Source organism: Roseomonas sp. CECT 9278, from assembly GCF_918698155.1.
GTDB lineage: Bacteria > Pseudomonadota > Alphaproteobacteria > Acetobacterales > Acetobacteraceae > Neoroseomonas.
In genome coordinates, this window is record NZ_CAKKLX010000018.1 from 60958 (window position 1) to 77016 (window position 16059).

The following is a 16059-nucleotide window of genomic DNA, read 5'->3' on the forward strand; positions in this document are numbered from 1 at the left end:
CGGCGGCGCGCTCTCCATTGCCGAAACCGACCACCGGCCGCCATGCTGCGCCATGCTCACGATCGCCAAGGACGCCTGGCGGGCTGGCCGCGGCCCGCACGACCCGGCCCTGGCCGACCGGCCCATCCTGCCGCTGCTGCGCGCCTTCGCAACGCGCGACCCCGGCGCCCTCGCGGTGGCGCAGCCCGGCCTCGCATTGGACCGCGCGGCCTTCTGGCGCGGGGCGATGGCGCGCGGCGTCGCGGCGGCCGCGACACCCGCGGCGGCGCCGGTCGGCATCCTGCTGCCGGCCGGCGTGGAGCACGCCGCCAGCCTGGTCGGATGCCTGGCGGCGGGGCGCCTCGCCTTTCCGATCGACCCGTCCCTGCCGCCCGACCGGCGCGCCGCGCTGGCCCGCGCGGCCGGCATCCAGGCCGCCTTTGGACCGCCCGGCATCCTGCCGCCGGGCTGCGTCGCGCTGCACCCAGCCGAGGGGGAGCTGCAGGCCGAGGCACCGCCCGGCGCGCCGGCGCTGGTCAGCGCCACCTCCGGCAGTTCCGGCGCACCCAAGCTGGTGGTGCACAACCGCCGCGCGCTGGCCTTCCAGGCCTGGGGCAACATCGCGCTGCTGGGCGTGACCGAGCGCGACCGGCTGGTCTTCCTCGGCGGCCATGCGAGCGTCGCTTGTGCGATGCACCTGCTGACGGCGCTGCTGGCGGGCGGCGCCTACCTGGCCTGGGAACCGCTGGCCGCCGGCCCTTCCGCCCTGCCGATGCTGATGACGGACCACCGCGCGACCCTGCTGCGCGCCGTGCCGACGCTGGCGCGCAGCCTGCCGCGGATGCCGCATGCGCGCCACGCCCTGGCTGCCGTGCGCGCCGTGCGCCTGGTGGGCGAGGCGTTGCCCGCCGACGACGTCGCGGCGCTGCGCGCGGTGCTGCCGCAGGACGCACGCCTCATCGCCTCCTACAGCGCCACCGAGACGATCCCCTTCGACCACGAGCTGCCGCCGGCGCGCGGGGGTTCGGCGGCCGTGCCATCGGGCCGGCTGCGCGCCGGCGGCGCCTTCGTGCTGCTGGATGCGCAGGGCCACCCCTGCCCGCCCGGCACACCAGGCGAGGTGGTGATCCGCAGCCGCTACAACGCCATGGGCGAATGGGTCGACGGCGCCTGCGTGCCGGGCCGCATGGCGCCCGATGCGGCGGACCCGGAGAGCCGCATCTACCGCACCGGCGACCTCGCGATGGTCGATGCGGATGGCCTGCTGCGCGTGCTCGGGCGGATCGACCGCCAGGTGAAGGTGAACGGCAACCGCGTCGATCCCGCCGAGGTGGAGGCGGCGCTGCGCGCGCTGCCTGGCGTGGCGGATGCGGCGGTGCTGGCGCGGCAGGCGGGTATGCGGACGGAGCTCGTGGCCGTCGCCGCGACGGCCGCCTCCGCTGCGGCGCTGCGGCCGCTGCTGGCGGCGCGCCTGCCCGGCCATGCGGTCCCGGCGCGCATCATCACGCTGCCATCCTTGCCGCTGCTGCCCGGCGGCAAGCCGGACCTGCAGGCGCTGGGCGCGCTGGCGGACATCGCGAAGACCGGCGCCTGACCCGCCACGGCCGGATCGCGCCGATGCGGGAACGGCAATACATCGCGCACCGCGACCATGCGCACCCGCCGACGTCGCGCGGCGCAGGCCGCAGCCCGGCACGCGTCGCACCGGCCACGCGCGCTCGGCGGCGCAACCACGCCCGCCGCGCTCGGCGCGACACGGTGTCGCGCGGCGGCGCGCGGCCGCCTGCTCGATGCGCGCGCGCCCTGCGTGTCGCGCATCGGCACGACCGGGCGCGCGCGGCGCGACCGCGCCCAAACCGCCAATCCCCCCCCGGCACAACAGCGCATCGGACGAAAGCCGGCGCAGGGGGCGCCTGAGGGCGTCGAAAAACCTCAGTTCAACGCCGCGCGCCGCCCAGCCGCGCCCGTGCCGACCCCGGCAGCGTTGAACGGCGGAAACGCGCCGCGCGCCAGCGCCTCCAGGCTCGGCGCCGGCAGCCCCAGGCGCGAGGCATAGATCCACGAATACGCCAGCACGCGCTGCACATGCAGCCGCGTCTCCTCGACCGGGATCGCCTCGATGAACAGGAAGGGGTCGTCGCGGTGGCGCGCCGCCGGCAGCCAGCGCGCCAGGTTGCCCGGGCCGGCATTGTAGGCCGCCAACAGCCGGATCAGGTCGCCCTGCACCGCCTCGTGCGATGCCAGGTACAGCAGATACCGCTGGCCGATCTCGAGCGACAGCGCCGGGTCGTGCAGCCGGAGCGCGCCCTCGCCGCGGAAGGACGGGTCGTTCGCCACATAGGCCGCGGTCGCCGGCATCACCTGCAACAATCCGCGCGCGCCGGCGCGCGACACCGCCTCGGGATCGAAATTCGATTCCTGGCGCGCCAGCGCATAGAGCAGCGCCGGATCGATGCGGAAGCCCTGCGCCGGCTGCAACCGTGGCAGCGGGAAGCGCGCCAGGTCGCGCGGGCGGCCATCCGCTCCCTGCGCCAACCCCGCGAGCTGCGCGCCCAGATGCGTCATGCCCTCGCGCCCCGCCACGCCGAGCATCGCGCGCAGCAGCACCGCATTGCCGCGCGCGGCGGGCCACAGCGCGCGCAGCTCAGCCTCGGCGCGCGCCTGCTGGCCGACCTGCATCAGCGCCAGCGCACGCCAGCCGCCCGCGGTCTCCATCAGCGCCGCCGCGCCGGCACCCTCGGCGGCCTCGCCATGCCAGGCGAAGCCCGGCGTCAGGCCAAGCGAACGCCGCGCCAGCAACCCGTGGAAGGTGCGCGGTTCCTGCGCCGCCTGCAGCATCCAGGGCACGTGTTGCGCCGGGCGGCGGGCGCGCACCGCGGCGCGTGCGGTCCAGAAGGCGGCGGCGGCGCGGGCGGCGGCCGAGCCCCCCTCGGCGCGCGCGGCGGTCTCGAAATACGGCAGCGCGACCTCGTAGCGGCCGAGCCCCCAGGCCGCCAGGCCGGCGGCGAAGGCGGCGCGCCCGGTGCGCTCCCGCCCGCCGCGCGCGACTTCGGAGGCCATGCGGAAGGCGGCGGCGTCCTCCCCGCGGCGGAACAGCGCCAGCGCGATATCGGCGCGCAGCGCCGCCGAATAGGCCGGCGTCATGCCCCGCGTGCGGCGGATCAGCTCGAGCGCGCCGCGCGTATCGCCGGTGAAGGCGCGTTCGCGCACGGTGCGGTCCAGCGCCGGGTTGCGGGTGAAGCCGCGCGCGGCGGGCTCGCGTTCCTCGGGCACCGCCTCGCCGTCCTCGGGCAGGGCGGGCTCGACCGGGGCGGGCGGGATGGCGCTGCCCCCGGGAGCCAGCCGCACCAGCAGCGCATGGATGGCGGGCGCGTCGGGCTGGTCGGCGTGGCGCAGCAGCCAGGCGCGCAGCTCCTCAGGCCGCGGCGCGATGGCGCGGGGGCCGAGCCAGCGATCGGCCAGCACATGGCCATCGAGGCGCCGGTCGCGCAGCGCCTCGTGCTCGCGCGCGGCGGCGGCGGCATTGCCCTCGGCCTGCAACTGGAAGATGCGCACCAGGCGCGCCGCATCGGCGGCGGCGAGCGGGCGCGGCACCGCAGCCGCTCCGGCACCCGACACAGCGGCGGCTGGAACGCCCGAGGCGGTCTGGTCGGCCCGTTGCGCTGCGGCCGGAAGGGGGGTTCCGAACCAGAGCGGCGCGCCCATCGCAGCCAGGACGGCGGCGGGCGCGCGGCGGGCCATGGGGCAGATCGCACGCATGGCGAGTCGCGACTAACGGGCGTTCAGCGCCGCGCGCAACGGCGATGATCGAGATGAATCCCGCGAATTAAGACCAGATTAATACAATCAGGTGGTTGGGACGCGCGGTGCAGACGCCGTCTGTTCAACCCGGCGACGGTGCCGCATCGATGGTGCGGCGCAGCAGCAGCAGGTCGGCCCAGGCGTCGCGCTTCGCCGCGGGGGTCCGCAGCAGATAGGCCGGGTGCAGCGTGGCCAGCATGGGCAGCGTGCCGATGCCCTCGACCTCGACCTGGTGCCAGCGCCCGCGCAGCCGGGTGATGCCATCCTTGGCGCGCAGCAAGGCCTTGGCCGAGACACCGCCCAGCAGCACGACATGGCGCGGGCGCACCAGCGCGATGTGGCGCAGCACGAAGGGCAGGAACAGCGCGATCTCGGCATCGGTCGGCGTGCGGTTGCCCGGCGGGCGCCAGGGCAGGATGTTGGTGATGTAGACGCCGTCCTCCCGCGACAGCCCGACCGAGGCGAGCATCCGGTCCAGCAACTGGCCCGATTGCCCGACGAAGGGGCGGCCCAGGCGGTCCTCGTCGGCGCCGGGCGCCTCGCCGATCATCATCAGGCCGGCCTCGGGCGCGCCATCGGCGAAGACCAGGTTGGTCGCGGTCTCGCGCAGCGACGACCCGTCGAAGGCGGCGATGGCATCGCGCAGGGCAGCCAGGCTATCGGCAGCGGCGGCGCCGATGGCGGCACGGGCGGCCAAGGGGGCGGCGGCGTGGGCGGCCGGCACAGCCGACGCGACCGCACGCGCGGCGGGCGCGCGGGGCCCGGGGGCGGCGTTGTCGCGCAGGTCCAGGGGCGCCGGGTCCCGTGCCGGCGCGCGGGAACGATCGGGCGGCGCCTCCTCCAGCGCCTCGTCCGCTCCCCAGTCCGATTGCAGCGCGAGGGCGGCGAGCAGCGCCGCGCGGTCCTGCTCCATGCCCGCCATATCGGCCCCGCGCGGGGTTCCGCGCAACCCGCCCTGCCGCTACATGGGGTCCGAGAATGAGAGGAACCCCCGGACATGGCCGCTGAGCGCGAGGCGATGGAGTTCGACGTGCTGATCGTGGGCGGCGGGCCGTCGGGCCTGGCGGCGGCGATCCGGCTCAAGCAGCTCGCGCCCGATGCCTCGGTCTGCCTGGTCGAAAAAGGCAGCGAGATCGGCGCGCATATCCTCTCGGGCGCGGTGCTGGAACCGCGCGCGCTCGATGAGCTGATCCCGGATTGGCGCGACGACCCGCCGGCGCTCGCGACACCCGCCGGCGATGACCGCTTCATGTTCCTCACGGCCACCAAGGCGTGGAAGCTGCCCACACCGCCGTCGATGAACAACCACGGCAACTACATCGTGAGCCTCGGCAATGTCTGCCGCTGGCTGGGCGCCAAGGCCGAGGCGCTGGGCGTCGAGATCTACCCGGGCTTCGCCGCCACCGAGACGATCATCGAGGACGGCCAGGTGCGCGGCGTGGTGGCCGGCGTCATGGGCATCACCCGCGATGGCGAGGAAGGCCCCAACTACCAGCCGGGCATGGAGCTGCGCGCCACCTACACGCTGTTCGGCGAAGGCTGCCGCGGCTCGCTGACCAAGAAGCTGTTCGAGACCTATAGCCTGCGCGAGGGCGTGCAGCCGCAGACCTACGGCCTCGGCATCAAGGAGCTGTGGGAGATCCCGAAGGAGAACCACACGCCCGGACTGATCTGGCACAGCACGGGCTGGCCGCTGCCGACCGACACCTATGGCGGGTCGTGGCTGTACATGCTGGGGGAGAACCTGGTCAGCATCGGCTTCGTGGTCGGGCTGGATTATTCCAACCCCTGGCTGTCGCCCTTCGACGAATTCCAGCGCTTCAAGCACCACCCGGCGGTGGCGGCCATGCTGGCCGGCGGCAAGCGCATCGCCTACGGCGCACGCGCGCTGAACGAGGGCGGCTTCCAGTCCATCCCGAAGCTGGTCTTCCCCGGCGGTGCGATCATCGGCGACAGCGCCGGCTTCCTGAACGTGCCCAAGATCAAGGGCACGCATACCGCGATGAAATCCGGCATGGTGGCGGCGGAGGCGATCGCCGCCGCGCTGGCCGCCGAGCCGCGCCCGCCGGTGCTGGAGGCCTACCCGGCCAACCTGCGCGCCTCCTGGGTCTGGAGCGAGCTGGAGGCCGTGCGCAACATCCGCCCCGCCTTCGCGAAGTTCGGCTTCTGGGGCGGCATGGCCTATGCGGCGCTGGACACATATGTGCTGCGCGGCAAGGCGCCGTGGACCATGGGCCATCACGACGATCATGCGACCTTGAAGAAGGCCGCAGATGCGCCGCGCATCGACTACCCCAAGCCCGACGGCGTGCTGTCCTTCGACCGGCTGTCCTCGGTGTTCCTGTCGAACACCAACCACGAGGAAGACCAGCCCGCGCACCTGAAGCTGCGCGACCCGTCGCGCTGGAAGGGCGTGAATTTCGACAGCTTCGCCAGCCCCGAGAGCCGGTATTGCCCGGCCGCCGTGTACGAGGCGGTCGGCCCCGCCGCCGATGTCCTGCTGCGCGGCACCCCGGACGCGCAGGCGACCGGCGCGGGGGCGGAGGTCGAGGCCGGCACGCCGGCCGCGCGCCTGGTGATCAACGCGCAGAACTGCGTCCACTGCAAAACCTGCGACATCAAGGACCCGACGCAGAACATCGACTGGTGCACGCCCGAGGGTGCCGGCGGGCCGAACTACATCGGCGGCATGTGACGCCGCCGGCGCGCGCGGCATGACCACCGGGACACCGCCGCCCCCGCATCCGGTGCTGGGCGTGCTGCGCGCGGGCGTGCTGCTCGGCCTTGGCTGGGTGGCGGCGGCGGGGCTGGCCTGGGAAGCCTTCGGCGTGCCCTGGGCGGCGCTGATCCTGGTGGCCTGGCTGCTGCTGCTGCGCCGCTTCCACGGCGCGGTGCAGGCGCTGGCGGTGGCCATCCGCGCGGAGATCGCCGCGCGGCGCTGACCCCGGCGCGCCACCCATCCGACCGGTCGTCGGCCGCGCGGGCGATAGGCACCACGCCCCCCGCCCATGCCCTGCGTCCCGCAGGCGCCGGCGGATCGCCCCTGCTGGCGTCGCCGCACGGCGTGTGACCTGCATCACAGCGCAGCGGATCGGCCCCGCAGCGCCGCCGGGATCGTGCCGTTTCGCATCGCCGCCGCCCGCCGCGCCGCCGGCCCCGGATGGACGACACCCACGACCTGTATAGACTGCAACCATGAGCCGCAGACGGGGGGCGAGTGTGCGTGACGCGGGAGACGCGGCGGACCGATGGTCCCGCCCGGCCTCGCGCCGCATCACCGCCGGGGTCGCGCGCCATGCATGACATCCCGGGGCCTGGGCGATCGGCGGCGCGGCCGCCCGACGTGCCGGTGAACATCGCGAAGCCGGACCTGCGGCGCTGGCTGCCGGGCAATTGCGGCATCCCCGGCGCCTGGTCCTTCGCGGCCGAGGCCCCCGGCCCGCATGTCGCCCTCACCGCCATCGTCCATGGCAACGAGATCGCCGGCGCCGTGGTGCTCGACCGCCTGCTGCGGCGCGAGCTGCGCCCGGCGCGCGGGCGGCTGTCGCTGGTGTTCTGCAACCTCGAGGCCTTCGCCCGCTTCGATGCCGCCGACCCGACCGCGACACGCTTCCTCGACGAGGACATGAACCGCATCTGGTCCGCGGCCGAGCTCGACGGCCCCCGGCGATCGGCCGAGCTGCGCCGGGCGCGCGAATTGCGCCCGCTGTTCGACAGCGTGGACATCCTCGCCGACCTGCATTCGATGCTCTGGCAATCCGACCCGCTGATCCTGGCGGGCGAGACCGACAAGGCGGCGCGGCTCGGCCTCGCGGTCCGCGTGCCGCAGACCGTGGTGGCCGATGCCGGGCATGTCGGCGGGCGCCGGCTGATCGACTATGCGCGCTTCGCCGCGCCGGACACCGCCGCCGCCGCCGTGCTGATCGAAGCCGGCGACCATTGGGAAGCCGCGACGGTGGCCCGGATGGAGGAGGCCTGCGAGCGCCTGCTGCACCTGGCCGGCCTGGCGGCGCCGCGCGCGCCGCTGCCGGTCGTGCCGTCGTCGCGCCTGGCGCGCGTCAGCCGCACCATCACTGCCGCGACGCGGTCCTTCGCCTTCCTGCGCGACTTCCGCGGCGGCGAGGTGATCCCGCGCGCCAATACGCTGATCGCGCTGGATGGCGATGCCGAGATCCGCACGCCGCATGATGATTGCCTGATGGTCATGCCGACGCCGATGGTCCCGCGCGGCCATACCGCGGTGCGCCTCGCGCGGTTCGTGGAGTAGTTTTTCCTTCGCCCGCATGCGCCGGGCGCGGAGTCTTTCTGTGCCCTCAAGCGCCGGGCGCGGCCATCCGGCCGCTTGGCTGCGCGCCCTGCACTGGCGCGCCCGGCGCGGCTGACGGTCTGGGCGCGGTCGCGCCGTGCGCTCCCGGATCGCGGTAGTGCCGCCATCCGCAATCTCCCGTGGCAGGGCGCGCACCGTGCGCGCCCGGCTCGCGGCTCGGCCTCGATCCGGTGTTTCGCGTGCCCGCGCGCGCGGTGCCCCGACCCTCCGTGGGGGGTTGCGCTATGCCGCGCGGCGCGCTTGCGTGGCGCCCATCCGAATACCCTGGGGAAACGCGCCATGGCCGCCTTGAAGCTCATCACCTTTGCCGATGCCGGGGGCAGCCGCGCCGGCGTGCTGCTGGATGGCGCGCGCGTGCTCGACCTCGGCCGCGCCATGCCGCCGGCGCGCGACATGCTGGCGCTGATCGATGCGGGGCCGGGCGCGCTCGATGCCGTGCGCGCGCTGGCCGCCAACCCGCCGGCGGGCAGCGTGCTGCCGCTCGCCGCCGTCGCGTTGCAGGCGCCGATCCCGCGGCCGCGCCGCAACGTCTTCTGCGTCGGGCGCAACTACATGGACCATGTGGCGGAAGGCGACCGCACGCGCGGCATCACGCAGTCCGAGGTGCCGAAATTCCCGCAATTCTTCACCAAGGCGCCCGAGACCGTCATTGCGCCGGGCGCGCTGGTGCCCTCGCACACGGGCGTCACGGAATGGCTCGACTACGAGGTCGAGCTGGTCGCGGTGATCGGCACCGCCGGGCGGAACATCCCGAAGGAGAAGGCGCTCGACCACGTCTTCGGCTGGACCATCGGCAACGACGTGACCGGGCGCGAATTGCAGCGCCGGCACGGCCAGTGGTTCAAGGGCAAGTCGCTCGACCGGTCCTGCCCGCTCGGCCCCGTCATCGTGCCGGCGGCGGACCTCGATGCCTCGGACCTCGCGATCGGGCTGAAGCTGAACGGCGAACAGCGGCAGTCGAGCCGCACGTCCAAGATGATCTTCGACGTGAAGGACATCATCCACCAGCTGTCGTCGGGCTTCACGCTGCTGCCGGGCGACGTGATCCTGACCGGCACGCCCGAGGGCGTGGGCTACGCGATGGTGCCGCCGCAGACCATGAAGACCGGCGACGTGATGGAACTGACCATCGAGGGCATCGGCACGCTGACCAACGCGGTCGGCGACTGACAGCGCGAAGGCAACCCGGCCCGATGCCCCGCATCGGGCCGCGAGCGCGAAGCGCGATCGCGCCCGGCCCATCAGTCGCCCCCGGCGCACCAGTGCACGGCGCGAAGGCAAGGCGGCCGGATGGCCGCCACCCGCCGTTTGAGGGACAAAGAATAACTCAGCCGCGGTACGCGGCGAGGATCGCGCGCCCGGCCTCGCCGGCCTGCGCCTCCCAGGCGGTGACCGCGCCGGCGGCGGCCGTGCGCAGCGCGGCGCGCAGTGCCGCGTCGGGCTCGTGGATCGCCACCTGGTTGTCCCGCATGACCTGGCGATTGGCGGCGAGCCGCCCTTCGATGGCCTGCCATTGCCGCGCCTCGGTATCCGCGCCGGCCGCGCGCACCGCCTGCTGTTGCGCGGGTGTCAGCGCCGCCAGCGCCGTGCGCGCGGCAAATCCCAGCGACAGCGGCCAGGCGTAGTTGAGCTCGGTGAAATGGGGCAGCCAGCGCCACAGCCGCCGCCCCGCCCCGCCATCGCCCGAGGACAGCACGGCATCGAGCGTGCCGGCCGCCAGGCGCGCATCCACCTCGGCGAAGGACAGCACCTCGGCCACCGCGCCGGCGGCGCGCAGCACCGCGGTGCCGGTGGCGTCATAGGTGCGCACGCGCAGGCCGCGCAGGTCCTCGGGCGTGCGGACCGGGCGATTGGTCCACAGGCCGGAGGGCGGCCAGGGCGTGGTCCACAGCAGCACCGCGCCGCGCGATTCCAGTGTCGTGACATAGCGCGGCCGCGCAAGGTCACGCAGCCGCGCGGCATCGGCATGCGAGCCGGTCAGGAAGGGCAGCGAGGAGAGCAGGAAGATCGGATCGACCGCGCCCATGGCGCCAGTGAAGGAATCGACCGCGGCGAAGCGCCCGGCCGCCAGCACATCGAGCGCCGCGGCCGAACGATAGCCATCGGGCGCGCCCGCCGCCGCGCTGGCCGGCACGCCGCGCGCGGTGGCGGCGGCCGCGAAATGCACGACGCCCTCCCCGGGGATCGAGGTCGCGGGGTATTCGGTGGCGACCGTCCAGCCGGGCGCCTGCGCCCGGGCGCTGCCGAAGGCCAGCGCGGGGGCGGCGAGGATGACGCGACGGTACAGGGTCATGGGCGGGGCTCCGGGCGATGTTCCTGTGCCGGCAAGCGCGTCGCCGGCACGCGTATGGCCGGCACGCCGGCAAAGGTTTCGTGGGGGGGCACGTCGGCCAGCACGGCCGCGCCGGCGCCGATGATGGCGCCCTCACCCACCCTCACGCCAGGGCGGATCACCGCGCCGGCGCCCACCAGCGCACCCGCGCCGATCCGCACGCCGCCGGCCAGCACGGCGCCTGGCGCGACATGCGCGGCCTCGCCGATGTCGCAGTCATGCTCGACGATCGCGCCGGTGTTCACCAGCGCCAGGCGGGCGATGCGCGCCTCGGGCCCGATCACGGCGCGGGCCAGCACCGCCGCGCCTTCGCCGAGCGTCGCGCCATGGCCGATGGTCGCGGCCGGATGCACCAGCGCCGGCAGCGCGAAGCCGGCCGCCAGCAGGCGGGCGGCGGCGGCGGCGCGCTGGGCGTTGTGGCCGATCGCCGGATGCGCCGCGGCCACCCCGGCCGCCAGCAGCGCCGGCAGCCGCGATTCGTCGCCCAGCACGGGCACGCCCAGCACCGCCGCCACGCGCGGGGCGCCATCCAGCACGCCGGCGATGGGCCAGCCGCCGGCCATCAGCAAGTCCAGCACGGCCTTGCCATGGCCGCCCGCCCCCAGCACCAGGATCGCCGGCCGCGCCTCAAGCATCCCGCCCCATCCTTCACGCCGCCATCACCCTGCCGCGCAGGTTCCGCTAGTATGGCCGTCCTTGCGGGAGACGACGATGCGTTTGCCTGGCCTGTTCGCCGCCCTGGTCCTGCTGGTCGCCGCCGCGGCGCCCGCCGCCGCGCAGAACCGCTTCTGGCTGCAGAACAATACCGGTCAGACCATCGTGGCGGCGAATGTCTCGCCCTCCCGCGTGCCGGAATGGGGGCCGAACATCCTGCTGCAGGGGCCGTTGCGGCCGGGCATGCAGGTGTTTGTCGAACCGACCTTCCGCGACTGCTACCTGGACATCCGCGTGCGCTTCGCCGACGGCACCGAGGACGGGCACCTGGGCGTGCATGCCTGCACCCTCAGCCGCATCACCTTCGGGCGCGACGTGCCGCAGGCGCCAGCCCCGCCCCCGCCGCGCGAACGCGAGGTGGAGCGCGACGACCCGTCCTTCGTCTTCGTCAACCGCAGCGGCGAGCCGATCCGCGAGGTCTATGTCTCGTTGACCAGCCAGCGCAGCTGGGGGCGCGACCGGCTGGGGCCGAACCAGATCCTGCCGCCGGGCGCCTCGATGCCGATCGGCCTGCCGCGGCAGGGCATCTGCACGGTGGACATGCGCGTGGTCTACATGGACGGGCGCATCCTGGAGCAGCGCAACATCGAGACCTGCTCGATCCGCAACTACGCCTGGCGCTGACGGCGCTGGCGGCGCTGGCGGCGCTGGCGGCGGAGCGCCCGCCCGCGCCCGATCCCGCCAGCCCTGCAGGACGGCGCCCCTGCGCTGAAGCCGCGCCGGGCGCCGCCTCGTGTCACTCGCGCAGCTTGCGCGCGCGCAGCGCCGCGGGGCGCGTCAGGCAGGCCTCGATCCACGCCTTCACCTTCGGGAAGGGCGCGTAGTCGTAGCCATTCATCCACGACCCATAGAGCACCGAGGCCAGGTTGAGGTCGGCGATGGTGAAGCCCGCGCCGACCAGCCAGGGCCGCTGCGCCAGCTCGCCCTCGAGCACCTTCAGCCGGGCATCGAGCAGGTCCTTGCCGGCCGCCGCCTCGGACGCCACGCGCTCGGCCTCGGGCTTCAGGTAGGCGTTGTAGGACCAGCGCATGACGTGCGGCTCGACCTCGGTCGCGGTCCACAGCGTCCATTGCATGACGCGCGCGGCGTCGTCGCCGGCGGGCATCAGCGGCGCGCCGGCCTTGGCCGCGATGTGCAGGTTGATCGCCAGGCTCTCGAACAGCACCAGGTCGCCATCCTCCAGCGCCGGGATCTTGTTGTTCGGGTTGATCGCCACGGCGCGCTCCAGCTTGAAGCCGGGCTGGAAGCCGATCGGGATCACCTCGTAGGGCAGGCCGGCTTCCTCGGCCGCCCAGATGCAGCGGAAGGCGCGCGAGCGGGGAATGCCGTGGATCTTGAGCATGGGATGTCCTTCGGGTGGCAGCACGAACCCGCCGGCCGCGCCGCAAGACGCGGCATGGGCATCCCGACGGGTGGGCGGCGAGAGAATACTGTTCCCCGGCGCCGGCGGCCAGCCATCGGCCTGCGCGTCAGACCGAACGCCGGCGCGCCTGCAGGTGCCCCGCGCGGGTGCCAAGGCGCATGCGGATCGGCAGCAGCGCGGCATCGCCCTCGGCCAGCACGGGCGCGCAGGCGGCGGCGGCGTAGCGCCCCTCGGCCCGGCGCGCCGCGAAGTCGGGCGCCAGCGGCACGATCCCCGGAACCTCGAACAGGAAGCGGTTGCCGTCATCGAGGTAGCTCTCGGTCAGCGCGCCTTCGCTGACCAGCAGGGCATGCCGTTCGAGTTCGACGTGATGATACGTCACCTCCCGCCGCCAGCGCTGGTGGATCACCGTCAGGCCGTTCACCAGCAGCCGGGCCGGCACCAGGTGGCCGTCGACGAACAGCGCATGGTTCGGGCTGACATGCAGGTCGCGGAACGGCACGCCTTCGGCCAGCGCGCCGGCCTTGACCAGCACCGGCGCGGCGCGGTCGCGGAACAGCTGCCGCCCCAGATCCACCTCGAGCCGCCCGACCCAGGCGAGCGGCGCGATCGGGGAGGCGCCCTTGGGCGTCACCACATGGTCGCCGGCGCGCAGCCGTTCGACCGGAACCTCGCCCGAGGGTGTCAGGATCAGCGTGCCCTCGACGAAGCAGACCACGCTGTCCTCGGGGTCGTAGTCCAGCACCGTGACCACGGCATTGCCGACGCTGGCATCGCCGGTGAAGGTCGCGGTCGAGCCGGAGATCGCGACCGCCCAGGCATCGTTCGCCGTATCGGCGCCGTTCCAGCCCTGCAGGTCGAGCGTATCGGCGCCGCTGCCCAGGCTGACCACGTCGTTCCCGTCGCCGGTGCGCCAGCCGATGCTGTCGCCGCCGCCGCCGCCCAGCAGCGAATCCTCCCCGGTGCCGCCGGCCAGCGTATCGGCGCCATCCCCGCCGCCGAGCGTATCGTTGCCGCCGCCGCCGGCCAGCAGGTTGGCCTGGGTGTCGCCGGTCAGCCGGTCGGCGCCGGTCGCGCTGCCCAGGATGGTCCGGAAGCTGCCCGCGACCACCGAATCGGCGCTGGCCTGGCCACCGGTCGCGCCGCCGCCCAGGTCGACCGTGACCCCGCCAGAGGAGGCACCATAGTCCAGCGCATCGATCCCGCCGCCGCCATCGAGGGTATCGGCGCCGGACCCGCCCGCCAGCGTGTCGTCGCCGGGGCCGCCGCGCAGCAGGTCGGCGCCGGTGCCGCCCGCCAGCGAATCGCCGTCATCCCCGCCATCGAGGATGTCGTCGCCGCCATCGCCACGCAGCGTATCGGCGCCGCCGCCGCCGGCCAGCGTGTCGTTGTCGTCCTCGCCGCGCAGGAAATCCCTGCCGTCCAGGCCGGCCATCGAATCGGCGCCGCCCTGGCCGGTGCCGGGCGTGTCATCGCCTGGCCCGCCAAGGAAGGTGTCGTTGCCTGGTCCCGGGCCGCCGTCGCTCCAGCCGCTCATGCCAATCCCTTGCCGGCGCCGCGCCCGTGGGCATCGACCTGCGGGGCAGCCCTTGCCCCGCTTGCGGTGCCGCTTAGCACAACATGCTCACGAATGCCTGAATGGCAGGGGGGGCTGACCCAATCGTGACCGATCAATCCGCCAGCGGCCCGGGGCCGGTCACGGCACGGATGTAGCGCGCCACGCTGTCGCGCACCGCCGCCTTGCCGCCCGCCGGGATCACCCGGTCCCACCAGGCGCCATGGACCGCATCGAAGTCGAGGGCCTCGAGCACGGCGCCGATGCGCGCCACCTCGGCGGCCGGCAGCGGCACCCAATTGGGATACGACCACATGAACGAGACATGCTGGCGGTCCGGCGCGACCGAGGCGATGTCCCCGGTCATGATCGCCCCGCGTCCCGCCGACCAGTGCAGGATCGTACCACCGGGGAAATGGCCGCCCAGGCGATGCAGCGTCACGCCCGGCAGGACGGCATGCGATTCGCCCTCCCAGAAGCGGATCGCGGGGTCGGGGCGCATCACCCATCGGCGGTCGGCGGCATGCAGCAGCACCGGGCAGTCGAAGGCCTGCGCCCAGTCCACCATGGCGGCGTAGTAGTGCGGATGGCTGATGGCGATGGCGGCGATCCCGCCCAGCGCCTTGACGATGGCGATGGTGGCGGGGTCGACCATCGCCAGGCAGTCCCACAGGACATTGCCCGCCGGTGTGCGCAGCAGCAGGGCGCGCTGGGCGATGCCGAAATCGGGGAACATGCCGCAGCCGAGCAGGTCGGGCGCGACCTCGCGCCAGCCGATCGCGTGACGGCGCGCCAGCGCCTGCGCGGTGGTCCATTGCTGGCCGGCGGCGGGCACCCATTGCCGCGGGTCCTGGCAGATCGCGCAGGTCGCGGGCGGCATGGCGGAGGGCGCGTGCTGGGTCCCGCAGGTGGCGCAGGTGAAGGCCGTGGCCGGCGCCGCGGCGGCGAGGCGGAGGCCAGCGGGCGTGCCGGGGATCGCCACGCCGCGCGGCGCGCCGGCATTCGTCACGCCGGGCGGCGCGGGCAGGATCACCGCCGTTGCCGTTCCCGCGCCACCAGCGTCTCGAGCTGCGCCAGCGGCACGGCGCCCGGGATCAGCGTGTCGCCCAGCACCAGCGCCGGCGTGCCCTCGATCTGCAGCGACCTTGCCAGCGCCAGGTTGGTGTCGATCCGGCGCTGGATCGCGGGGTCGTCCATCTCGCGCAGCAGGCGCGGCACATCGAGGCCGACGCGCTGCGCCTCGGCGCGGATCATCGCCTCGGTCGGCTCGCCGCGGCTGCGCATCAGGGCGTCGTGCAGCTCGGCATACTTGCCCTGGCGCTGGGCGGCGAGCAGGGCGCGCGACGCGACCACGCTGGCCGGGCCCAGGATCGGGATATCCTTCATCACCACGCGCACATTGCGGTCGCGGTTGATGAGCTCGGCCATGTCCTCGTGCAGGCGCTTGCAATAGGGGCAGCGCACGTCGAAGAACTCGACGATCGTGACATCGCCGCGCGGATTGCCGCGGACCGGGTCCTCGGGATTGGCGAACAGGGCGGCGCGCTGCTGCGCGATGCCGGCGCGCTGGGCCTCGCCGCGGTCGCGCTCGTCGGCCGCCTGGATGGCGGCGAAGGCGTCGCGCAGGATGGACGGGTCGCGCTGCAGCGCCTCGCGCAGGATCGACACGATCTCGTCGCGCTGCGCGTCGCTGAAGGACTGCGCCATCGCGCGGCCGCCGGCAAGCAGGCCGGCCGCGGCCAGCAGGAAGGTTCGCCTCATGGTCTCTCCCGGCGCCGGGGCGCCCGCCACCGCGGCGGTGGCATCATGTCCCGCGGCGGCGAGCCTGCCGCGCGCGCCCCGCCAGAATGCGGGCTGCGGGGGTTTCGCTCAACAGCGGCGCCAGGTTTCGCGTCGGGGCCTGCGCGGACAGGCCGGTTGCCGGCCCCGGCGAAGCCGTCTATGGCCGGGGCCAGCAGCCGCGGGATGCGGATCGGGGGGCACGTCCC

The 16059-nt window shown here is 74.3% G+C and carries 14 protein-coding genes; 6 read left to right on the top strand and 8 right to left on the bottom strand.

The window, feature by feature from the left end; translation table 11 throughout:
• Window positions 1–52 precede the first annotated feature (52 nt).
• Window positions 53–1573: an AMP-binding protein gene (locus tag LQ222_RS13530; RefSeq protein WP_230167111.1), complete on the top strand. Its 1521-nt coding sequence runs from the start codon at window positions 53–55 to the stop codon at window positions 1571–1573.
• Window positions 1574–1911: 338 nt separating this feature from the next.
• Here LQ222_RS13530 and LQ222_RS13535 read toward each other — a convergent pair whose 3' ends face one another.
• Both LQ222_RS13535 and LQ222_RS13540 read right to left on the bottom strand, forming a co-directional pair.
• Window positions 1912–3573 (bottom strand): lytic transglycosylase domain-containing protein, encoded by a 1662-nt coding sequence (locus LQ222_RS13535; RefSeq protein ID WP_230167112.1) that lies wholly within the window; start codon window positions 3571–3573, stop codon window positions 1912–1914.
• Between the two features lie 289 nt (window positions 3574–3862).
• On the bottom strand, window positions 3863–4693 hold the full coding sequence (locus LQ222_RS13540; RefSeq protein WP_230167114.1) for a uracil-DNA glycosylase: 831 nt from the start codon (window positions 4691–4693) through the stop codon (window positions 3863–3865).
• Window positions 4694–4777: 84 nt separating this feature from the next.
• On the opposite strand from LQ222_RS13540, the gene LQ222_RS13545 reads away from it, so the two are divergent.
• From LQ222_RS13545 to LQ222_RS13560, 4 genes are all read left to right on the top strand, one after another.
• Window positions 4778–6475: an electron transfer flavoprotein-ubiquinone oxidoreductase gene (locus LQ222_RS13545; protein ID WP_230167116.1), complete on the top strand. Its 1698-nt coding sequence runs from the start codon at window positions 4778–4780 to the stop codon at window positions 6473–6475.
• A gap of 19 nt (window positions 6476–6494) precedes the next feature.
• Entirely contained in the window at window positions 6495–6722 is a 228-nt protein-coding gene (locus tag LQ222_RS13550) for a hypothetical protein (RefSeq protein ID WP_230167118.1), read from the top strand.
• A 353-nt stretch (window positions 6723–7075) separates the two neighbouring features.
• The gene (locus tag LQ222_RS13555; RefSeq protein WP_230167119.1) at window positions 7076–8047 is read left to right on the top strand and encodes a succinylglutamate desuccinylase/aspartoacylase family protein; all 972 of its coding nucleotides are present in this window, start codon (window positions 7076–7078) and stop codon (window positions 8045–8047) included.
• A gap of 339 nt (window positions 8048–8386) precedes the next feature.
• Entirely contained in the window at window positions 8387–9277 is an 891-nt protein-coding gene (locus LQ222_RS13560) for a fumarylacetoacetate hydrolase family protein (RefSeq protein WP_230167121.1), read from the top strand.
• A 157-nt stretch (window positions 9278–9434) separates the two neighbouring features.
• On the opposite strand, the gene dctP is transcribed toward LQ222_RS13560, so the two are convergent.
• Window positions 9435–10400 carry a TRAP transporter substrate-binding protein DctP gene (dctP, locus tag LQ222_RS13565; protein WP_230167123.1) on the bottom strand — a complete coding sequence of 322 codons (966 nt, stop codon included), beginning with the start codon at window positions 10398–10400 and terminating at the stop codon, window positions 9435–9437.
• Window positions 10397–11074, bottom strand: a complete 678-nt coding sequence (locus tag LQ222_RS13570; protein ID WP_230167125.1) for a NeuD/PglB/VioB family sugar acetyltransferase — start codon at window positions 11072–11074, stop codon at window positions 10397–10399. The genes dctP and LQ222_RS13570 overlap by 4 nt, the downstream gene beginning before the upstream one ends.
• A 76-nt stretch (window positions 11075–11150) precedes the next feature.
• On the opposite strand from LQ222_RS13570, the gene LQ222_RS13575 reads away from it, so the two are divergent.
• Window positions 11151–11777, top strand: coding sequence for a Tat pathway signal protein (locus LQ222_RS13575; protein ID WP_230167126.1), 627 nt, complete (start codon window positions 11151–11153; stop codon window positions 11775–11777).
• Between the two features lie 112 nt (window positions 11778–11889).
• Here LQ222_RS13575 and LQ222_RS13580 read toward each other — a convergent pair whose 3' ends face one another.
• The 4 genes from LQ222_RS13580 to LQ222_RS13605 form a co-directional block, all read right to left on the bottom strand.
• Complete coding sequence (locus LQ222_RS13580; RefSeq protein ID WP_230167128.1) at window positions 11890–12495, bottom strand: glutathione S-transferase family protein; 606 nt, start codon at window positions 12493–12495, stop codon at window positions 11890–11892.
• Window positions 12496–12622: 127 nt separating this feature from the next.
• Window positions 12623–14053, bottom strand: a complete 1431-nt coding sequence (locus LQ222_RS26300) for a Hint domain-containing protein (RefSeq protein ID WP_305800018.1) — start codon at window positions 14051–14053, stop codon at window positions 12623–12625.
• A 133-nt stretch (window positions 14054–14186) separates the two neighbouring features.
• Window positions 14187–15104, bottom strand: coding sequence for an MBL fold metallo-hydrolase (locus LQ222_RS13600; protein ID WP_230167130.1), 918 nt, complete (start codon window positions 15102–15104; stop codon window positions 14187–14189).
• Window positions 15101–15832, bottom strand: a complete 732-nt coding sequence (locus tag LQ222_RS13605) for a DsbA family protein (protein WP_230167132.1) — start codon at window positions 15830–15832, stop codon at window positions 15101–15103. The genes LQ222_RS13600 and LQ222_RS13605 overlap by 4 nt, the downstream gene beginning before the upstream one ends.
• Between the last annotated feature and the right edge of the window lie 227 nt (window positions 15833–16059).